21 protein-coding genes and 1 tRNA gene are annotated in these 20,184 nt (G+C 63.3%); 15 read left to right on the plus strand and 7 right to left on the minus strand.

Going from position 1 to position 20,184, the window contains the following annotated elements; all coding sequences use genetic code 11:
- Positions 1-357: 357 nt before the first annotated feature.
- Positions 358-1,803, plus strand: a complete 1,446-nt coding sequence (locus ABZX92_RS26205; protein WP_355564535.1) for an MDR family MFS transporter — start codon at positions 358-360, stop codon at positions 1,801-1,803.
- A gap of 54 nt (positions 1,804-1,857) precedes the next feature.
- Here the strand turns inward: ABZX92_RS26205 and ABZX92_RS26210 are convergent, their stop codons facing one another.
- Complete coding sequence (locus ABZX92_RS26210; protein ID WP_355564538.1) at positions 1,858-2,562, minus strand: hypothetical protein; 705 nt, start codon at positions 2,560-2,562, stop codon at positions 1,858-1,860.
- Between the two features lie 862 nt (positions 2,563-3,424).
- Between ABZX92_RS26210 and ABZX92_RS26215 the strand changes: the two genes are divergently transcribed.
- A complete protein-coding gene (locus tag ABZX92_RS26215) occupies positions 3,425-5,218 on the plus strand; it encodes a hypothetical protein (RefSeq protein WP_355564541.1) in 1,794 nt (597 codons plus the stop codon).
- 6 nt (positions 5,219-5,224) lie between these two features.
- Here ABZX92_RS26215 and ABZX92_RS26220 read toward each other — a convergent pair whose 3' ends face one another.
- Entirely contained in the window at positions 5,225-6,943 is a 1,719-nt protein-coding gene (locus tag ABZX92_RS26220; protein WP_355564544.1) for a DUF6119 family protein, read from the minus strand.
- 219 nt (positions 6,944-7,162) lie between these two features.
- Between ABZX92_RS26220 and ABZX92_RS26225 the strand changes: the two genes are divergently transcribed.
- Positions 7,163-7,735: an HD domain-containing protein gene (locus ABZX92_RS26225; RefSeq protein ID WP_355564547.1), complete on the plus strand. Its 573-nt coding sequence runs from the start codon at positions 7,163-7,165 to the stop codon at positions 7,733-7,735.
- Here ABZX92_RS26225 and ABZX92_RS26230 read toward each other — a convergent pair.
- Both ABZX92_RS26230 and ABZX92_RS26235 read right to left on the minus strand, forming a co-directional pair.
- Positions 7,720-8,193, minus strand: coding sequence for an NUDIX domain-containing protein (locus tag ABZX92_RS26230; RefSeq protein WP_355564550.1), 474 nt, complete (start codon positions 8,191-8,193; stop codon positions 7,720-7,722). The two genes, ABZX92_RS26225 and ABZX92_RS26230, sit on opposite strands and share 16 nt — an antisense overlap.
- 11 nt (positions 8,194-8,204) lie before the next feature.
- The gene (locus ABZX92_RS26235) at positions 8,205-8,948 is read right to left on the minus strand and encodes a DUF5919 domain-containing protein (protein ID WP_355564553.1); all 744 of its coding nucleotides are present in this window, start codon (positions 8,946-8,948) and stop codon (positions 8,205-8,207) included.
- Between the two features lie 159 nt (positions 8,949-9,107).
- Between ABZX92_RS26235 and ABZX92_RS26240 the strand changes: the two genes are divergently transcribed.
- From ABZX92_RS26240 to ABZX92_RS26280, 9 genes are all read left to right on the plus strand, one after another.
- Positions 9,108-9,560: a hypothetical protein gene (locus ABZX92_RS26240; protein WP_030471736.1), complete on the plus strand. Its 453-nt coding sequence runs from the start codon at positions 9,108-9,110 to the stop codon at positions 9,558-9,560.
- 23 nt (positions 9,561-9,583) lie between these two features.
- Positions 9,584-9,772, plus strand: a complete 189-nt coding sequence (locus ABZX92_RS26245; protein ID WP_355564556.1) for a hypothetical protein — start codon at positions 9,584-9,586, stop codon at positions 9,770-9,772.
- On the plus strand, positions 9,772-10,032 hold the full coding sequence (locus ABZX92_RS26250) for a hypothetical protein (protein WP_030477884.1): 261 nt from the start codon (positions 9,772-9,774) through the stop codon (positions 10,030-10,032). The genes ABZX92_RS26245 and ABZX92_RS26250 overlap by 1 nt, the downstream gene beginning before the upstream one ends.
- A complete protein-coding gene (locus tag ABZX92_RS26255; protein WP_229694044.1) occupies positions 10,019-10,270 on the plus strand; it encodes an AMED_5909 family protein in 252 nt (83 codons plus the stop codon). The genes ABZX92_RS26250 and ABZX92_RS26255 overlap by 14 nt, the downstream gene beginning before the upstream one ends.
- Before the next feature lie 223 nt (positions 10,271-10,493).
- Entirely contained in the window at positions 10,494-10,712 is a 219-nt protein-coding gene (locus tag ABZX92_RS26260; protein WP_355564560.1) for a hypothetical protein, read from the plus strand.
- A gap of 110 nt (positions 10,713-10,822) precedes the next feature.
- Positions 10,823-12,172, plus strand: coding sequence for an FtsK/SpoIIIE domain-containing protein (locus tag ABZX92_RS26265; RefSeq protein ID WP_355564562.1), 1,350 nt, complete (start codon positions 10,823-10,825; stop codon positions 12,170-12,172).
- Positions 12,169-13,773 (plus strand): replication initiator, encoded by a 1,605-nt coding sequence (locus tag ABZX92_RS26270; RefSeq protein WP_355564565.1) that lies wholly within the window; start codon positions 12,169-12,171, stop codon positions 13,771-13,773. The genes ABZX92_RS26265 and ABZX92_RS26270 overlap by 4 nt, the downstream gene beginning before the upstream one ends.
- 17 nt (positions 13,774-13,790) lie before the next feature.
- Positions 13,791-13,985, plus strand: coding sequence for a helix-turn-helix domain-containing protein (locus ABZX92_RS26275; RefSeq protein WP_355564568.1), 195 nt, complete (start codon positions 13,791-13,793; stop codon positions 13,983-13,985).
- The gene (locus ABZX92_RS26280) at positions 13,985-15,166 is read left to right on the plus strand and encodes a site-specific integrase (protein WP_355564571.1); all 1,182 of its coding nucleotides are present in this window, start codon (positions 13,985-13,987) and stop codon (positions 15,164-15,166) included. Before ABZX92_RS26275 ends, ABZX92_RS26280 begins: the two co-directional genes overlap by 1 nt.
- A gap of 74 nt (positions 15,167-15,240) precedes the next feature.
- Here ABZX92_RS26280 and ABZX92_RS26285 read toward each other — a convergent pair.
- Positions 15,241-15,316 (minus strand) — tRNA-Lys (locus ABZX92_RS26285).
- Between the two features lie 203 nt (positions 15,317-15,519).
- Between ABZX92_RS26285 and ABZX92_RS26290 the strand changes: the two genes are divergently transcribed.
- Together ABZX92_RS26290 and ABZX92_RS26295 are read left to right on the plus strand one after the other, a co-directional pair.
- Positions 15,520-16,587, plus strand: coding sequence for an aldo/keto reductase (locus tag ABZX92_RS26290; protein WP_355564574.1), 1,068 nt, complete (start codon positions 15,520-15,522; stop codon positions 16,585-16,587).
- Positions 16,588-16,686: 99 nt separating this feature from the next.
- Positions 16,687-17,802 (plus strand): serine hydrolase domain-containing protein, encoded by a 1,116-nt coding sequence (locus tag ABZX92_RS26295; protein WP_355564577.1) that lies wholly within the window; start codon positions 16,687-16,689, stop codon positions 17,800-17,802.
- On the opposite strand, the gene ABZX92_RS26300 is transcribed toward ABZX92_RS26295, so the two are convergent.
- Both ABZX92_RS26300 and ABZX92_RS26305 read right to left on the minus strand, forming a co-directional pair.
- Positions 17,803-18,714: a GTP-binding protein gene (locus tag ABZX92_RS26300; RefSeq protein ID WP_355564580.1), complete on the minus strand. Its 912-nt coding sequence runs from the start codon at positions 18,712-18,714 to the stop codon at positions 17,803-17,805.
- Between the two features lie 11 nt (positions 18,715-18,725).
- Positions 18,726-19,544 (minus strand): LLM class F420-dependent oxidoreductase, encoded by an 819-nt coding sequence (locus ABZX92_RS26305; protein WP_355564583.1) that lies wholly within the window; start codon positions 19,542-19,544, stop codon positions 18,726-18,728.
- 112 nt (positions 19,545-19,656) lie between these two features.
- On the opposite strand from ABZX92_RS26305, the gene ABZX92_RS26310 reads away from it, so the two are divergent.
- A complete protein-coding gene (locus ABZX92_RS26310; protein ID WP_355564586.1) occupies positions 19,657-20,184 on the plus strand; it encodes a hypothetical protein in 528 nt (175 codons plus the stop codon).

Here is a 20,184-nt window from a genome sequence, read left to right on the forward strand (position 1 = left end):
GACGGCCGCGATGATCGTGACAACTGCGGTTCTCATGCCGATGAGCCTGTCGGCTCCGGCCCTCGCAAAACATGGAGCTTCCCGGCGTTCTGGGGGTAGGGCCAGCCGCATGATCATCCATCGATCTCGGATCCGCGTGAACCGGATGTCGATTCGCGCTCTCGTGGTTCGACGTATGAGTAGACGGACAAGCATCCGGTCCGCTGCGGGCGGAATTCGGATGAGACCGGCACGGATCTGAGGAAGACTCAGCAGGACCGATGAGTTGCTTCAGATCCGCCGGTCTCCACTGGTGTCACCGCGACGCCGGCGGCCTTGGCCGCGACACGACTGCCAGCTACCTAGTGAGGGCCTGACATGCCTGCAGCGACCCAAGACCGCCCGACCGCGCAAGCGGCCAGAACACCCCTGGTGGTGCGCCTGCTGGTGCTGGCCACGTTCGTGGTGATCCTGAACGAGACCCTGATGATCAACGCGATCCCGCGCCTCATGGAATCGCTGCAGGTCACCGAACAGGCAGCGCAGTGGGTCTCCACCGCGTTCATGCTCACCATGGCCGCCGTCATCCCGATCTCCGGCTGGTTCCTGCAGCGCGTCACCACCCGCCAGGGCTACGCGATCGCGATGGGCGTCTTCCTGGCCGGAACCGCCATCTGCGCCGCGGCCCCGATCTTCCCGATCCTGCTGGTGGGCCGAATCGTCCAGGCCGCGGGCACCGCCGTGATGATGCCGCTGCTCATGACCACCCTGATGACCGTGGTGCCAGAACAGGACCGCGGCCGCGTGATGGGCAACGTGACCCTCGCCATCTCCGTGGCCCCGGCCCTCGGCCCGGCCGTCTCCGGCCTGATCCTGCAACTGGGCTCCTGGCGCCTGCTCTTCGTCGCGGTCCTCCCGATCGCCGGCGCGGTCACGTACTTCGGCCTCCGCCAGATGACCAACATCGGCGAGCCCCAGGTCAGCTCGATCGACTGGTACAGCGCGGTCGCCGCCACCCTGGGCTTCGGCAGCCTGGTCTACGGCCTGAGCCTCTTCGGCGAACGCCAGCCCGACCTGGGCATCGTCTTCGTGATCGCCGGCGCCGCCACCATCACGTTCTTCGTGCTCCGCCAGCTCAAGCTGCAGCGCACCGGTGCCCCGCTGATGGACCTGCGGACTCTCACCAACCGCACCTTCACCCTGGCCCTGGCCCTGCTGTGCATCGGCATGCTGGCCATGCTCGGCTCGATGATCCTGCTCCCCCTCTACCTGCAGAACCTCCGAGGCCTCACCCCACTGGAGACCGGCCTGCTCCTGATGCCGGGCGGCCTGGCCATGGGCCTGCTCGGTCCCACCGTCGGCAAGCTCTACGACCGCCTCGGCAGCCGCCCCCTGGTCATCCCAGGCGCCATCGGCATGGTCCTCTCCCTCGCAGGCTTCACCCAGGTCTCCAGCTCCATGCCGTACTGGCAGGTCCTGGGCCTGCACGCCCTCCTGATGGTGAGCCTGGCCGCGACCTTCACCCCGCTCTTCACCCTGGGCATGGGCGCCCTGCCGCCCAACCTGTACCCGCACGGCAGCTCGATCCTGGGCACTCTCCAACAGGTGGCCGCAGCCCTGGGCACCGCCCTCGTCGTCACCGTCATGTCCGCCCGAGCCACCCACCTGGTGTCCGACGGCGTTGGCGCCGCGGCGGCGCAGCTGAGCGGCATGAGGCTGGCCTTCATCGTCGCCACCGTGATCGCCGTGGCAACGATCGTCGTAGCGGTGATGCTGCCAAGCCGCACCAACACCGCAGCCGGCGCCGAGGCCCACGCCCACTGAGCACGGCTTCGAACTTGAAGGCCCCCTGGTCGTCGACCTGGGGGCCTCCTCTTTTCAACGGCGCATCCACACCCGAAGCGGTCCAAGCGCAACGAACCCGCAGGCAAGCGCGTGCTCCAGGTCATCCCCACGCTCGTAACCGACAAGAGGCAGCCCAGGCCAACGCGCCGCAGCCGCTGCCACCGCTGCCCACCAAACCGCCGTCTCTTCGCCGCCGACCGCGAACAGGTTGGTGAGCCCAACCACCCCAGAACCGCGGTTCAACACAACACCCCCGGCAACCTCTTCATCCCGGCGAAGAGCCAGCACCAACACGTCCGGCTCGTCGAGCAACCCTGGTCGAAACACATCGGGCGCATCGTCCTCGCCGTGCCAAGCGCTCTGCCAGGCACGAAGCCCAGCGGCCGTCCCAACCTCCTCAGCCCGCAGCCCAGACGCCACCCGATCTTCTGGTGGCCGGTAAATCCAGTGGGCCGTGAACAGCTCGGCAAAGCCGTGGGAGGTGAAGTCGTGGGAGGCGAAACTGTCCTTGACCGAACACCCAGCCGACGTGTCGATGCCGGCAAGCACCTCGCCCGGCACCGCATCGGCCCGCAACGTGACAGCGTCGGGGTAATACAGCGGCGTGCGGCGAGCACTGCGCCACACCCTCTCGCCAAAGGTGTTCGGAATGCCGTGGGACCGGCAGACCGACGCACACCAGTCGGCGTTGTTCCGGGCAGCGGCGGCTTGAACGTCGGCCGTCTCACTCGCGATCACACGCACAGGCTGGCATCGCCCAAGCCAGCTACGCATCCGGTTTCCGCCTGCTGCCGCGCCTCGGCAAGACGAAACCCCCAGGCCGGTGACCTGGGGGTACGTGAGGAGTGGGCCGCCAGGGACTCGAACCCTGAACCCGAAGAGTAAGAGCCTTCGCTTGGCGTTGTTCGCCGATCTTCCTCGACAGTGCTCGCCACCTGCGCGGATGCGGCCTTGATCTGAGCACTGTGGACAGTCGCTTCTCGACACTTGTCGTCGTTTTGTGAGAGTTAAGTGTGGGTTGATCTTGGTCTTCTGGATCCGTCCGCACCCCTGCCATCATCCCGACACTGAGCCTCGAACGCGGCCGGTGGCGTGAGTCAAGGTATTCGTTCAGCCTTGACTCGGCGCTACCGGCCGTTGTCATGCTCACGGCGTCGGGGTGGCTCTGCCTGGCGCTCATCGGGCGTTCCAGTGGCTTCGTCTGGGCCTGATCGGTGGCAAGGCGGCGAAGCCGTCGCGGCAGTCGAGCGCCGTGCACCGTCGGTCTGAGGGACCATGCTGGCGCTCGTAGGGAGCCGGGAACGGATGAGGCTCGGATCGGGTGGATCGCCAGCTGGCGTCTGAGGTCCGGCGCGCAGCGCCGCCGGCCGACCGGCGTAGCGAAGCGGATGCCGGGAGTGCCGGGATGGATGCTGGTGCAGCGCCAAACCGCACCCGCCGCCAGCGGCGGCGTCTTGATCCTGTAGAGCCCAATTCAGCAAGGCATGAGGCTGCTGGCAGGGTGAACTGGAAGATTGTTGGTCAATCAGCACCCAGAACTTACTATCTGTGCATGTCAACGCGCCTTCGTTCTTCCGGCCACAAAGCCACATTTGGCGGTGTGACTGTGTTCTACAGCTATATGCTAGAGGTAGGTGATGGGCTGGCGATCGATGCGGCCGCCAAGCGCCTTTTGAAATCCGGCATAGCGGAGACTGCCGCTTGGCCCATAGATAAAGATCTTGCCTTGTCGCCCCGATATAGGCGTCTGGCGAAGATCCGGGACCGAGCTCTATGCATGCTTGCTGTGGAGGACTTCTACTCAAGAGACTTGAGATTTAGGCAGCTGACTCCGCGAGCAAGATGGATCTTGATAAAGATCCAACTCGGTGTCCTGGTCAAACTTTTTCATCGAACGGCCGTTGAGAATCGATCGTCCAATGGCCACCGCGATGATCTGAAACGGAAGATGAATGAAACAATCCATAATATAGATAGATCGATGGACGAGTTGAGGTTCGATCCACTGCTTCAGTGCGCTGTCGACCGCGATCTATATAGACCAGGGTATCTGGACAGTGCGCCTTATGTTCGCTTGCGCTTGCGGAGTTTTCAGATCACGCCAGAGCCATCAGTCAAGTGGCGGGTAAATGATAGTGACGGAAAAGTATGGGTACGTGCGACGCTGCTGCTTCACCGGTCCGGGGTCGCGATTCTCTGCTTCGAGGCTGAGATTTCCCCAGGCGCCCAGACTGACGAACTAATTCCACTTCTTTCGGGTGATCGTGCGAAGATATATGGAAGTACAATTTGTGATCCTGTGGTTCGGTGTTCCGCAAGATGGTCTCGAATGAAGCGCCGCGGTATTGGTGGAGTGTTGCTTAATGAAGAAATGGAAGGCGTCAAGTGGCGAGCGTATGACCATCCCGGTCGGAGTGCATCTCTGTCCGAAATCTTCGGAATTTATCGCGAGGCTGTCTATGATGTTCTCGGTCGCCCCAGGGCTGCTGGCACCACGCTGATCTATCCGACGGCATTCATTCATTCGCTTGAATGCTGCGGGGACCGCAAGAAGTGGATGTCACGGCACGAGAAGGAGCTTGTCGGCATCGCTGGAGCTTCAATTGGTTACGAGAGATTTAGTGCCGAGGCGCGTAATCGCATACTCGGGGAGGATCAGTCTCACACGATTGGAAGTTCGATCTGGACCACTAGTGGACGGTCCATCATATTTTGGTGGGATTTCAGAGAACCTGATTACAATCGGGCAAGATTTAGGCAGCTGTTCTCGATTGTGGAGAATGCTCTACTAAAATTCTGGCAGTTGCAGTCAATTGACTACCGCCTCACCGTCTCCGCTGCGACACTTGACTCTGTGTTTGGCCTACAAAAGAGTCTTGTCTACGGGCTAGACGAAGTCCGCCAATCTCAGTTTTCGTACGGAACGGCAAGTGATATCTCGAAAACCCTTTTCGTTCAACTTGGTGGTGAAGACCTATACTCACAGCTCAAGGATAGATCCGAGACGTTCCAGCAGATGATTTCAGGGCGGGCGGCGCGCTTGGCAAGCAAGCGCGCGAACAGATTTGCATTGGGTGCCATGATTGTTGCGGCGATCCTGGGGCTTCCGGCCATACGGCAGTCTCTCGACGTAGTGAAGTCGGTAGGCGCACTGCAGGATCTGCCACTTATTGGTGGGCTGAGAACGGCCACCTCCGCCGGGCTCGATGGTATTGCAATGTGGGTGTATGCCGCCGTTGTGGTGGCTATGCTTTTGGTCGTTCTTCTTACTGTTGAAACGCGTAAGAATCTAGGACGACCTCGACGAGCGAGCAGGATGCCTAAACTTGGTTATAAGTGGCCGGGGAGGGGATTTTCTGTAGTCTCAAGAAACCGTTCGGATGGTCATCGATGAGCTGCGCTAGTGTTGAGAGATATCCTCTTCCTGCGGTTCTGGTCCGTCTTCGCTCGACTCAATGATTTGGATGCGGTAGAGCGTAGCGCGCAACTTGCTGAGTCTTAGGCGCTTTGCAAAGTCACGCAGGTTTACTTTGCTGAAGCTGGGAAGGTCGTCGGGGATCTTCTTGTCTCCGGTAACTCCAATAGCGTATGTGACAGTCCTGGGTGCCGCCTCGGCTTCAGTTGAAAGATTTGCTGAGATGCTTGCGATTGCATTGAGAAAGTTGGCTCGATAGGTGGCATCTCCGGCAATTAGCTGTGCAGAGACGAATCCTTGCGAGAAGAGATGACTGAGGGTTTGGCTGCCGTTATATCGCTTTACGTGTACAAGGTGGCCGTCCTTGTAGAAAAGATCACACGCTTCGACTTCGTCGCCGTCTTCCGGTCGTAGATCAACTTTGTCCAGCAGCGCGAATCCGTCGACTGCTGCCTTTTCGTTGTATTCGCCTTCCTTGTCGGTGCTGAGCCAGTCGGGTAGTGGAATTTCATTGTTGACTACCTCGATTGTGGCAAGGTCCTTGTTGAGCTGATCGGTGTAGTTCTCTTGTAGCGAGAACCATCCGCCGAGCGTGAGAATGAACCTCCTCTTGGTGTCCCCAGCCTCGAATACAAGCCAGTTCTTGAGGGGAAGCATCTGACTGGCCGGCTCACCGTTGTCGTCTACGGCTATTAGTCTGATGTCTTTGAGTGAGCCTTTTCCGAATCTTCCACCCAGCTCGGTAAGTGCGACTCGCAGACCTTCAATTGTGAGATCGGTAAAATCCACCCTCTTGCTGTCGGCAGTGTTGCCGCGGCGCACCACCACCTTGTTGACCTTGTTAGTGGATACGCCATCTGGCGGCGAGAATTCTAGAAAGTAATCTGTGAGCGAGTCGGCGGCATCTTCGCGAACACGAGCCGTGACTCCATTTCGAACGCCTTCAAAAAGTCGTGTTGCAAGAAGTGCGTCCAGCTTGGTCACTTCCGTCGACTTCGTGCGAAGCGGGACGAGTGCGTCAACAAACGCCAGTTCGTCGTGGACCTGGCGCGTCGAGACTTCATCAAGCATGTGCCCAAGTGCTGATATCACCTGCGTCAGATCGGTCTCCATTTTGAAGGCCACGGAGTCTGTTGCGACAATCGCTCCAATGTCGCCGAATGAAACTCCTTCAGAGTCAAGCTCTCCAGCTAGTTTGCGAACGAACTCGCCTTCAAGAGGGATATCAAAGTTTCTGATATCGGATCCTGCTGGTAGCTGAACTGACTGGGTGCGACTTGAGGCGTCAATTCGACGGCTGCGGATTTCGTTAAGGCCGTTTGGATCTATTCGGCGAGCTGCAAACCTAAGGCCGAAATTGGGCTCCAGGTCCGTCCATTCGAGCGCTGAGCTACCGTATCCGAAGCAAGCAGCGAACGTTCGATTCTTAACCGGGAGAAAAATTACAAGGCGGCTTGATGTATTGATTACGCTTTCGAGCTGAGGAAAGAATGGAACGAGCGCGGTTGCCCATGTTGGAGATTTCTCTGACCGCAAACTCGCGAAAGCGGACACGCCGCTAGGCGCTGACGTAGAGACAGAAAGTTTCACCATCGCGGTCCGGCCGTCTGGTCGATACTGGGCCCGAAGTGCCTCAACTGGAGAATCCAGCCCCTCCCGTAGGAGGTAGCAATTGAACCGCAACTTCGCTGGACGGTCGGCCATCGATGCCTCCGCTCATCTTGGTCAACCGCTGCTTTGTGCCTCGCAGCGGCCCTCTTGCGCCGTGTGGGTATGTGTCGTGTCGAGCCTGGCTCGGATTTCGTTACTCTCCGGATCTAAAATCATGCTTACGTGTGCGGCTGTCACTCGGATGTCGTAGTCTTGTTGCATGCTCTGTCACCCGTCTTGGGCGAGTCCATCCGATCGGGCACAGTGATCTACGTGGACGCAGACATCCTCATGAAGGCGCACGATCTTGTGGCCGAACTGCTTGAAGGTCAGTTGCCCCAGCGTGCTCAGCATGTAAGAGGCGTGTGTCAGAGGGCGGAGGTGCTGTGTCCGTTGTTGTCCAGCGGCGATGCGTACCTGTTGAGGGCAGCGGCGTTGTTGCATGACATCGGTTATTCGCCGCAGCTGCGTCGCACAGGCCTGCACGCACTTGACGGCGCAGCGTACTTGAGTTCCATCGGCCTACCGCGCCGACTCTGTGCACTGGTCGCGCATCATTCGTGTGCTTACAGAGAGGCTGAGTTGCGTGGCCTGTCGGTCGAACTGGCAGAATGGGAGGACGAGGACTCTTTGGTTCGAGACGGGTTGTGGTGGGCAGATATGACGACCACGCCAGATGGCGGAGCCACGGATGTGCAGGAACGAATTGAAGAAATTCAAAGGCGCTACGGGCCTGAAGATCTAGTGAGCTTCTTCATTCGGCAGGCGAAAACGGACCTTGTGGCGGCAGTTGAGCGGACCACCCTGCGGCTGCGAGCAGCCGGTATCGACTACACGGTGAAATAAGGCGTCGATCGGCCCTCGAACCCGTGCTCAATACGGAGTTGGATCGACGGGTGGATCCTCAACGTGTTCAGGTCTGTGCGGCTGAGCCAGTGAACTTCGCTTGACTCGTTGCTTGTCTTTAGCGTCCCGCCCACCAACCGTGCACGGAAGCAGATTGAGAACTGCTGTCGCACCTCGCCGTCGGTGTATGAGACGACGTGCTGTGGGTCTGAGTAGACACCGATGATGTCGATGGGCTCGACATCGAATCCGGTTTCCTCCTTGACCTCGCGTATGACGGCATGGCCGACGGTCTCACCGACATCCTGTGCTCCGCCGGGGATCGAATACAGGTCGTTGTCCGTGCGCCGGATCATCAGCAGTCGACCGTGCTCGTCCTGTACGAACGCGCTCACCGCCACGACGATGTTGGTCGCCTTCGGGGCGTTCGGGTCGTGGTAGTGGTCGGTGCGGGCCACGGTGCGGCTCCTCAGAACGTGGTGCGCTTGGCGGAAGCCCAGACGGTCTCCAGGCTCTCGGAGTACGTCTCGAACAAGTCTCCGGCCGACAGTCGGCGCAGGTGCAGCGCGGGCGCGTGCGCGCCAGGGAACCCGTAGACGTGGGTGTTGACGATCATCTCGTCGTCGAAGCGGAAGACCGAGTTGTAGAGCGTGGTCTTGTGCAGCCGGATCTCGATGTTGGGCACGTCGACCAGCGGCCGGACGAACGCCAGCGCATTGCGGATGCGCGCGGCCACGGTGCCCTTGCCGAGTTGCTCCTCCTCGGATCGCCGGGATGCCTCACGGCCGGCTGGATCGCCGAACAACAGGCGGACCTTCGCGCCGTTCTCGGCCTTCGCGCGCAGCTCCTTCGCGAACATCGGCCGCTCCACGAGGAACAGCGCTGCGAGTGACAGGACCTCGATGTGATCGGTGGCGTCGCCGAGTAGCCGGTCCCACAAGTCCGCGGGGATGTTGTTGCGATGCGGGTAGACCTTCACGACCTCGGACTCGGCGATCTCGGCCCTGCGTTCCGCGGCTACCGCGTCGGGCCAGAGGTAGTGCTCGGTCTCGCGGACCATCGAGGCGATGGCGTTGCGGTGGCGCGGGTACGGGATGCGTCCCCTGGTGATCCAGCGCTCGACCGTCTTCGGGTCGACGCCGGTCGCGCGGGCCACGTGATCGAGGCTCAAGCCGTTGCGTAGCAACGCTTCGCGTAGGCGGTCATTGGCCATCTGCCCTCCCGAGGGATGACTAGGGACGACTTCAACGTAACAGAGACGTCCTCAGAAATCCCGCTGTGCGGTGCTTGCGTCCTCGTGTTTCGCCGAAAGTCGTAGGTGTCGAGAACGGCTGACAGCAGGTCAGGCGGCACAGACGACAGGAGCAAGACGATGGCGATCACAGGTGGGAGCAGGCTCCCGGCGGGTCACGACTTCGTGTTCCCGAGGGGCGCGCTCGTCATGGGCGTGGAACCGGTGCTGAAGTTCCAGTCCGCCGATGAGAGGGCCAAGGGCCTGCCGGTGGAGCAGGAGAAAGACAAGGAGACCGGCCTCCTGGTGTGGTCGGTGCTCGTGATCGACCAGGCGGCCGAGCGCAAGACGGACGCGGTGGTCACGGTGAAGATCTCCGCACCTCACCAGCCGGTGCCGCCGGAGGCGATTCCCGGTACGGACGTGCGGCCGGTGGTCTTCGAGGGGCTGACGGTCACGCCGTGGATCGATGACAAGGGCTGCCGTGCCACGCACGCCGGTGAGCGTCACCGGTGCCGCGCGAAGTTGGGCTACAGCCTGCGGGCTTCGGGCATGAAGCCGGCTGTCAGCAAGCCTGCCGCTAAGGCCGCGTAATGCCGGACATGGTGCGGGTCCACGTGACCGCCGATCTCCCGATGCGTCCCCTCGCGATGCCGTTCGCTGACCGGGTCGAACTGCGGTTCGGCAAGGCGTTCCCCGTGGTGCTCGTGGTCGACCGCGATGCGGTGCCTCGGCTGCGGGAGGTCCTGGACGAGGGGTGGAAGGCGCTTCAGGCGTCGGCTGCTCGGCAGGAAGGCGGGGAGTGATGGGGTTCAACGCCACCTGCACGCCTGGGCGTGACGCTGCTGCGGCGATGGTTCGAGTGACGCCGCAGGTTCCGGCGCTGGTGATCTACCTGGACCCGGTCAACATCGCGATCCAGCTTCCGCCGTTCCCTGGCGGGTCGGACGTGCTGATGCGGTTCTGTCGGGAGCTGTCGCGTGAGGCGTCCAAGCTCGCCGATCACCTCGGCAGTCATGAAGGGCGTCACGCCCTTGCGGAGGGAGATCCTGATGTCCGCGGTTAAGGCGATGCATTGGGGCTTGGCCGAGCAGGTCAGGACGCTGAGCGAGGCACATGACGTGCTGAGCAAGCTGCTCCCCGATCCGAAGTCCAAGCCCGACGTGCTGAAGGACTACTACCTCCGCTCGGCGGCCATCTATGCGCGCGTCGCGGAGACGGACCGGAGTCACCACCACGAGGCCATGTACTGGGCGACTCGTGAGCGTGAGAAGGGCGAGGCGATTCAGCTCCGCAAGAGCTAAGTAAGTCCTGTTTGGACACAGCGCGTGACTCTGCTGGGTCACGTGGCGATGCCGCACGTCTTGTTGCGGTGCAAAGAGAACGTGAGACGCAGGAGCGGAACCCGGCTACCAACCTCGCCGCTCCTGCGTTGTCCACCCAACTCGGGAGTGAACAACGATGAGCGTAGAGCCTGAGCGCATTCGTGCGCTAGACGGGGCCACAAAGCAACTGCTGTGGGATCGGATGATCTCCAGCAAGCAGACCGTTTCCACCTACGCCGTCATGCTCGACGGCGGCACCCTGGAGACGATGGAACTCTCGGCCGCACAGGCTGAGGGCTTTGAGTGCCTGACCTGTAAGGCGCAGTGCTCCACTGGCGCGGAAGCCTTCGTGCCGGTTGGACGCATTCCAAGCGTCGGCAGTGTCTTTCAGTGCGTCGCGTGCTCGGGCGGTGCGCGATGAGGGGCAACCGCTGGGTCGATCCCGCGCCGTTTGAGGGCGCTCGTCCGCAGGTTCCTTGGTGGGTATGGCTTCCCGGTTGGGTCAAGCTCGTATTCGCGCCGCTCGCACTGGTGTGGCTGACAGTCCGTCTGGCCGTGAAGCTCACCGTGCTGGCCATCCACTATCCGGTTGTGGTGACGCTCGGCCTCGGTGGCTACGTCGCCTATCGGCAGTTCGGGCTGTCGCCGCTGGTCTTGGCCCTGTTGTCGCTCGTGTGTGCCCTGACTGTTTGGTATGGCCTCGATCGGGCGTCGTTCCTGCGGCACGGTTGGTATCGACTGCTGACCGAGTGGCGGCGGCTGACTGTCTACGTGCCGCAATGGGGCACCGTGATGCGGCTCGCCGAGCTTGCGAAGGAAGTCCGCGGGAAGGAGTACCTCCCGAAGCTGCGTCGCGTCCGGTCCGAGGGCTGGCGGGACAAGGTTCGAGTGCGCATGATTCCGGCGCAATCGCCGGAGCAGTGGGAAGCACGTCGGGACAACCTGGCGCACTCGTTCAACGCCCGGTCTTGCCGGGTGAGGGTGCTCAAGCCGCGCGTACTTGAGCTCGACTTCATCCACGCTGATCCGCTGTCGCGTCCCGTGGCGGTGCCGCAACTCGCCGACGTGGGAGAAGTCGACCTCAAGCGCGTGGTCGTCGGACGTACCGAGACTGGGAAGCCCTGGCGGTTGAAGCTGCTTGGCTCGCAGGTGCTCGTGGTCGGCGTTCCCGGCGCAGGTAAGGGCTCGGTGCTCTGGTCGATCGTCTGGCAGCTCGCCCCGGCCATCAGGGCCGGCATGGTCCGACTCGTTGGGATCGATCCCAAGGGCGGCATGGAGCTGGGCCAATGCCCGGACGCGTTTGAGAAGGTCATCTACGACAACGGTCCAGAAGCTGTTGCTCTGCTTGAAGAAATCGCCGCTGAGGTCAAGGAACGCGCCTCTCGGTACCGGGGCATCAGGCGGCTCTGGGCGCGCAACACAGGCGAGCCGTTCACGGTCCTGATCGTTGATGAGCTGGCGGACCTGATCGCCTACCAGCCGGACAGGAACCTCCGCGAACGTGCGACCCGTGCGGTTCAGACGATCACTTCGCAGGGCCGTGCTCCTGGCTATGCCGTTGTCGGCCTGGTCCAGGACCCGCGCAAGGAAGTGGTCGCCTTCCGGCACCTGTTCACGACCCGTGTGGCGCTGCGCCTGGACGAACCGGTGCAGGTCGACATGGTCCTGGGCGACGGCGTTCGGCAACGCGGCGCGGCTGCTCACGAGATCAGCGAGAACACGCCTGGTGTCGCCTGGCTCAAGGAGGACGGGCAGCGCGCACCCGAGCGGGCTCGGGCCTTCCACGTCACGGACGCGGACCTGGTTGAGCTGGCTGTCTACCTCGCCCCGGCCACGGTGCACGAGTTCCCTGAGCGGTCCGAGGGGAGTGCTGCGGCATGACCGAGTACCTGAACCGCTCAGAGCGGATGAAGCAGCCGGCTGCGCTTGATATCGCTCGCGCGGTCGCCGAGGAACACGGCGTGTGTGTTCGGCCGCTGGCCAAGGAACGGATCGACCTCGACACCGGACGCGTGGACATCGTGCCCGTGCCGTGCGGCTCGACGGTCGCGAGCGTCTGCCCCACCTGCGCGGAGAAGAACCGGCGTCTGCGGATGGCGCAGTGCCGTGAGGGATGGCACCTGACCGACGAACCGGACTTCACGCCGAACGCGCCGAGCAATGATCAGCGGGAGCTGACTGAGTACCGGGCTGACCTGGTCAAGGCCTTCCGCCTGGCCCTCGACGAGGGCGATGAGATCGGCGCGGAGGAAGTACGGGAAGAGGTCGCGGAGGTCGACGACGAACTTCGACAACTCGGAGTCCGCGGCTCACTCCCCTCTCTGGAAGTCCCGCTCAAGGCTGCGCGGAAGCGGTCGACCAAGCGGCGTCAGGACGCTCCGAACCTGCCTCGTCGGCCGGTCAGCAAGCGCACCGTTGGCAAGGTCTTCGGTGGCAAGTACCAGCCCTCGACCTTCCTCACGCTGACGCTCGACAGCTACGGCAAGGTGCGTAGCGACGGCACGCCTGTTGATCCCTCGCGGTACGACTACCGCCGTGCGGCTCGGGATGCGGTGCACTTCGCGGCGCTGCTGGACCGGTTCGTGCAGAACCTTCGGCGCTGTGTTGGCTGGGAGGTCCAGTACTTCTCCGCCGTCGAACCACAGCGGCGGTTGGCTCCGCACTGGCATGCGGCGGTGCGCGGAAGCATCTCCCGTGCAGAGCTGCGGGCAGTCGCTGAGGCCACCTATCACCAGGTCTGGTGGCCTGCGCACGACGAGATCAAGTACAGCGGCGACAACCTGCCGGTGTGGGACGTCCGGGCCAAAGGGTTCGTTGATCCGCAGACTCGAAGGGCCTTGCCTACCTGGGAAGACGCGCTCGACCAGGTGGAGCGACCTGCGCACGTCGCGCGGTTCGGGGTGCAGGTGCACTCCAAGGGCATCCTCGGCGGCACCCAAGAAGCCGGCCGTCACATCGGCTACCTGACGAAGTACCTCACCAAGAGCATCAACGAGTGCTTCGAGGCCCAGACGGCACGGCAGGAAGAGCACGCGGAACGCCTCTGCGCTGAGTTGGCCGTGACGCCTTGCTCGCCGCAATGCGGGCTGTGGCTGCTCTACGGCGTCCAGCCTCGTGGGGCTCGGCTGTCGACGGTGCCGGGCAAGTGCAAGGGGAAGGCACACAAGCGGACCACGCTCGGCGTTGCTGGGCGTCGGGTCCTGGTGTCGCGGAAGTGGTCTGGGAAGTCGCTCGCGGACCACAAGCACGACCGGAAGGCATTCGTTCGGCAACTGCTGGCCGATGTCGGGATCAAGCCCGATGACCAGCCACAACGCCTCGTCTGGAACAACGTCCAGCCTGGTGACCCGAACGTGCCGCCACGGGCGCACCTGCTGTTGAGCGCTGTCGCAGAGCGCCGCAGGTGGAAGGCCGAATACACGGCTGCGCTGCTCGCATCCGCCGGACCTCCGGGGAGTTCGGCAACACCGCAAGCTGCTTGATCTAGGGGGAGAACATCATGGAAGCACGCCAATTTGAACCACTGTGGACAGTGAATGACGTTGCTATCTACCTGAACGTCCCGGTCCACACGCTCTACGGCTGGCGAACGAAGAACTACGGCCCGCCTGCTCGGCGAGTGGGGAAGCACCTGCGGTACCTGCCGTCCGAGGTGCGGAGCTGGTTCGAGCACCTGCTTGAGGAGGCGGCCTGATGGCGCGTCCGCCTCTAGACATCGGCACGTACGGCGCGATTCGTTGCTATCAAACGGATTCAGGCTGGCGTGCGACCACGAAGTATCGCGACTACGACGGCAAGACACGGCCGGTGGAGCGGTGGGCCAAGACCAAGACGGCGGCAGAACGGAGCCTCAAGAAAGCCCTCGCCGAACGCAAGGGGCCGTCCGGTAACTCGTTGACCCGAGACAGCCGGTTCAAGGAGGCATTGGCTCAGTGGTTCACGAAGTTTCAGGCGCTCGCTGACGCTGGGAAGCGGTCGCCGAGCAGCGTCGACACCTACCGAAGCATCATGGATCGGCACGTGTTGCCTGGCCTTGGTGAGCTGCGGATTCATGAGATGTCGGTGGCGCGAATCGACGCCTTCCTAAGCGCGTTGTGGCGGTCGGTCAGCGTGGACACGGCGAAGACGGCTCGTTCGGTGATCTCGGGCGCCCTGCGGATCGCTGTCCGGGACAAGGCGCTGGACACCAACCCGGTCAGGGAGGTGGAGCCGCTGGAAGCTGGGCGCAAGAAGAGTCCGCGGGCGCTCACGCTGGAAGAACGAATCCTCTGGCTGGAGATGCTGGAGTCCGATCCGAAGGCCGTAAAGCGGGACCTGCCTGATCTCTCGCGCTTCATGATGGCCACGGGCGTCCGCATCGGTGAGGCGTTGGCCGTCTACTGGGAGGACGTCGACTTCGAGGCCGGCACGGTCGCCGTGAACTACACGGTCATCCGGGTCAAGGGCGTCGGGCTGATCAGGAAGTCGACCAAAACGGAGGCTGGTGAGCGCACGCTTCTGCTGCCTCAGTGGGCGCTCGACATGCTGCGGCGGAGGCACAAGGCCACCAGCTTCCCGAACGGGCCGGTCTTCCCAGATGCCCTCGGTGGGCTTCGCGACCCGTCCAACACCCGGAAGGACCTCCGGGCGGCTCGTGGCGGGGACGAGTTCGCCTGGGTGACCTCGCACGTCTTCCGGAAGACGGCGGCGACCATCCTCGATGAGTCGGGGCTCTCTGCCAGACAGGTCGCAGATCAGCTCGGCCACGCTCGGCCGTCGATGACGCAGGACACCTACATGGGTCGGAAGACGGTCGACAGGCGGGCTGCTGATGCCCTGGAAGGGGCGCTCGGAGAGCCCAAAGATGATCAGGCGGAAGACGACGAAGTTGTATGACCAGCGGTTTTGTGTGGGTTAAGTGTGGGGAGGGTCCGCCAAAGCGAAACCCCCAGGCCTGTGACCTGGGGGTTTGGTGGGCCGCCAGGGACTCGAACCCTGAACCCGAAGATTAAAAGTCTCCTGCTCTGCCAATTGAGCTAGCAGCCCTCGACGCGACAGCCTACCGATCCTGCTCCGCAGCTGTCGCACGGGTTGTCCATCTCACGGTTGACCGATCACACCAACCCAAACGACCAGCAAGACCACCAAGAGAGGATTAGGCAAGAGCGAAGGTGGATCGAGGTGTCGCGGCACCCACCGCACGGGCTTCCATTGGAGTACGCGAACAGCGACGATGAGGAGCCAGGAAGATGCCGCTCGACCACTACGTCACCCTCGGCCGGTCCGGTCTGCGGGTGAGCCCGTTCGCACTCGGCGCGATGACCTTCGGGGAGGATCCCGGGGCCGCTGGGTGCAGCGTGGAGGAGTCCGAGAAGATCCTCGCCACGTACCTGGACCGCGGCGGGAACTTCATCGACACCGCCAACTTCTACACCAACGGGCACTCCGAGAAGATCCTCGGCGACTTCTTCCACGCCAACAAGAAGCGGGACCGGGTCGTGCTCGCGTCCAAGTTCTTCTTCAACATGTTCCCCGGCGATCCGAACGGCGGTGGGGCCGGGCGCGGAGCCATCAGGAAGCAGCTCGACGAGACGTTGCGGCGTCTGCGAACCGACTACCTGGACCTCTACTGGATGCACAACTGGGATCGGAACACGCCTGTAGAGGAGACGATGCGGACGCTCGACGACTTGGTGGGATCGGGCAAGATCAGGTACATCGGGTTCTCCAACGTGCCCGCTTGGGTGACGGCCCAGGCCCAGACGATGGCGACGATCAACAGGTGGACACCGTTGATCGCGTTGCAGGTGGAGTACTCGCTGCTGCAGCGGGAGGTCGAAGGCGAGATCGCGCCGATGGCACAAAACATGGGCATGTCGCTGGTGCCGTGGAGCCCGCTCAAGAACGGGTTCCTGAGCGGCAAGTACCGGAGGAACGCCGTGGTCGGCGACTCGGAGCGGGCCAAGTTCGTCCAGCCGCCGACCGAGGACCAGTTCAAGGTCATCGACGTCGTCACCAACACAGCCGAACTCCACAACACGACTGCGGCGGCCGTCTCGTTGGCGTGGCTCAAGGCGAAAGGGTCAGTGCCGATCATCGGCGCGCGGAGGCTGGAGCACCTCACCAGCAACCTCGCGGAGGTCACGCTCACCAATGAACAACTAGAAGCCCTCGACGACGTGTCCCGGCCGAACCTCAACTACCCCGCACCGCTGCACGGCGAGCTGAGGGCGATGCTGCAGTTCGCCGGCACGACGGTCGACGGCGAATCGTCGGCGATCTACCCGCCGCTGCTGCAGAGCGCCACGAGGTACTGAAGGTGGAGCCTGCTCCACCTGATCAACGGCAGCGTGCGTGACTGTGCCGGCGAGCAGAAATTGAAAACCTCTCCTCAGACACAGAAGGGGAGGCGCAGGATGAAGAAGACGCTGGTAGGAGTCATGGCCGCGGCCATGTTGTTCACCGGAACGGCAATGGCCGCGCCGGCGGACAGCATGCAGAAGCAGCTCGACGGGCTCACCAAGCAGTACAAGTTCCCGGCCGCGCTCGCGACGACCACGGACGCCAACGGCAGGACGACGCACCAGACCTCGGGCACCGCCGAGCTGAACAAGCGCATCCCGGTGCCGAAGAACGGCGAGGTCAGGGCGGGCTCCAACACCAAGGCGTTCGTGGCCGCGGTCGTCATGCAGCTCAACGCGGAGGGCAAGGTCGAGCTGGACGCACCGGTCACCAAGTACCTGCCGAACGCCATCAAGGACAACAGCATCACCGTCCGGCAGCTGCTCAACCACACCAGCGGGCTCGCGAACTACACGGAGTACATGGGGCTCGACAAGTTCGAGGAGCAGCGGCACCGCTACTTCGAGCCGCGCGAGCTGCTGGACATCGCCAACGCGCACGAGCCCACCGGCAAACCGGGCGAGAAGTTCAAGTACAGCAACACGAACTACGTCCTGCTCGGCCTCATCATCCAGAAGACGACCGGACGGCCGGTAGCTGAGAACGTCGACCAGCGGATCATCAAGAAGCTGAACCTCAAAGACACCTACTGGCCGACCGTCGGTGAGCAGACGATCCGCGGCAGGCACCCGCACGGATATGCCAGGACCGGCAACGGGATCGAGGACGTCACCGAGCTCGACCCCTCGTGGGGCTGGGCGGCCGGGCAGATCATCTCCACGACGAAGGACCTCAACACCTTCTTCAACGCGCTGGTCAACGGTGACCTGGTGCCCGCACAGCAGCGCGAGGAGATGCAGAAGACCGTGGACACCAAGGGTGAGATGTGGCCTGGGGCGCGGTACGGGCTCGGCATCGCCAGCACGCCGCTCAGCTGCGGCGGCAACTACTGGGGCCACGGCGGCGACATCCACGGTTACGAGACGCGCGGTGGTGTCAATGCACAGGGCAGGGCGTTCTCCGTTGCTGTCACGGCACTTCCGGGCACCATGCAGAACACGCCAGAGGAAGCGGTGAAAGCCCACGAAGCGATTCTGACCACTGTGGACACCGCGCTCTGCGGGAAGTGATCAGCCGCGGGCGTACCGGAGCACCCAGAGCATGTCCTGCTCGGACACCGGTCCGTCCGCGACACACGCCAACAGCCAGTCGGTCAACGAGTCCGCGTTGATGCCCGCCCCGATCAGCACCAGCTGAGTCGGGGCGTCGGCAACTGGAGTGAACGAGACGTACGCCCCAACGGTGTGCAGCATGAACGTGCCGAGCGGAAACCGCACAAAGCCCTTGGCGCGGAACAACCCCTCCGGACGCGCCTGCAGGAAGTCCATGAACAGCTTGGGATGCAACGGATCGGAGTACTCGAACGTCACGCTGTCGTACCGAGCGTGAGCGTGCGAGGAGTGGTCTTCCAGGTCGTCGAAGGAAAGCTGACGCGGCCCCGTGTCCGGCGGCCGCACCTCGAACAGCAGGGACGGGTCGATCCGCCCGTACGAAACCGGCAGCACCGGCACCGGGCAGGCAAGCGCAGGCAACGACGAGACCCGGTCGACCTTGTTCAGCACCACCAGATCCGCCAACGCCAGCGAGCGATCGAGATCAGGCACGGCACCGAACTCCACGGCGTCCACCACGTAGATCAGCCCGCCGTACGAGACCCCGGGCGCCTGCAACACCAGCCGCACCAACGCCGACGGCTCGGCCAGCCCGGACGCCTCGATCACGATGACGTCCAGGTCCGCCGAGGCCAGCTTGGTCAGCATCCCATCGAGCTCCGAGCCGTCCACCGCGCAGCACAGGCAGCCGTTCGACAGCGACACCATCGAGTCGACCTGGGCCGACACGGCGAACGCGTCGATGTTGATCCGCCCGAAGTCGTTCACCACGACGCCGATCCGGGTGCCGCCTGACGTGCGCAGCAGGTGGTTCAGCAGGGTGGTCTTGCCGGCACCGAGGAAGCCGGCGAGCACGACAACGGGGATCACGGCGAAGAAGGCTACTGAACCAGCTCGATGGTCTTCTCCAGCACCTCGTCCACCGGCTGGTCGGACCCGCCCGGATAGATGATCAGCTGGGAGACCCCGAGGTCCTCGTACTCGCGCACGACGGAGGCGTCCAGCGGAACCGTCGCGATGATGTTGATCTCCAACGCGCCCAGGGAGTCCGGCCGCGAGGTGATCGCCGACAGCCGCCGCAGCCGCTTCAGGTTGGCCGCGGTCTCCGCGGGCGAGCCGATGCCGAGCCACGCGTTTCCCCGCGTCAACGCCCGGCGCAAGGCCGCGTCCGAAGCCCCGCCAACGGCGACCCGGACAGAAGTAGGCCTCGGGTGTGCGTCAACACCGGAAAAGGACACGTACTTTCCGGAGAATTCAGGCGAAGGCAGGTGCCACAACGCGCGCATCGCGTCGATGTACTCGTCCGTCCGCCGCCCCCGATCCGCGAACGGCACGCCCAGCGCCGCGAACTCCGCCTCCAGGTACCCGGTCCCGACGCCCAGCGTGAACCGGCCGCCGCTCAGCACGTCGAGCGACGCCGCCTCCTTGGCCAGCACCAGCGGGTTGCGCTGCGGCAGGATCACGATCCCGGTCCCCAGCTCCAGCCGAGACGTCACCCCTGCGACGAAACCCAGCCCGACCAGCGGATCCAGCATCGGCGTGTCCGGATCAGCCGGCGAGAGATCAACACGCGGCGACGGCAGCACCACGTGCTCGACAGCCCACCATGATCGATAGCCGAGCGACTCCACGAGTGAAGCCAGCCGGCGCGTTTCCTCAGGCGAGACCGAGTCGCCCGCGTTGAGTCCCTGCACCCCCATGTCCATGATCAGCACAACGGTGCTGTGACGCCGGTCATTCCCGAAAACCCAGGTATCAGTGCAACGGATCAGCACTCAAATACATCTGAGGGGGCAAGAAGGGGGTGGAGGGGTGACCGAGTTCGTTGCTGCCGCGCTGGCGTTCCCGACCGTGCTGTTCAGCTTCCTGATGCTCGTGGTGCTGGCGTACTGGCTCACGGTCGTGCTGGTGGGCATCGACTTCGACGCCCCGGTGCTGCCGCTCTCGATCTCCATGTTCGTGCTGGTCACGTGGTTCGCCGCGCTGGTCGGCACGGTGCTGACGCCGGAGGGCAAGCTCCGCTACGCCGTCCTCGCCGGCGCGCTGCTGGCAGGCGCTCTCCTCACCAAGATCCTCAGCATCCCGCTCAGGAACTGGACGAAGCCCGAGAAACCCGCTTCCCGCAACGACTTCGTGGGCCGCACGGCGCTGGTGAAGACGACGCGGGTCACCGAGAACTACGGACAGGCCGAGGTGACCGCTGACGACGGCGGCACGGCTGTCGTGCAAGTGCGAGCAGCACAGAGCACCGAACTGACGGCGGGACAGACCGCGCTGATCTTCGACTACGACGCAGAAGGCGAGTTCTTCTGGGTCGTGGACATCACCACAGGGGGCTGA

This window comes from Lentzea sp. NPDC006480, assembly GCF_040611995.1.
Classification (GTDB): Bacteria; Actinomycetota; Actinomycetes; order Mycobacteriales; family Pseudonocardiaceae; genus Lentzea.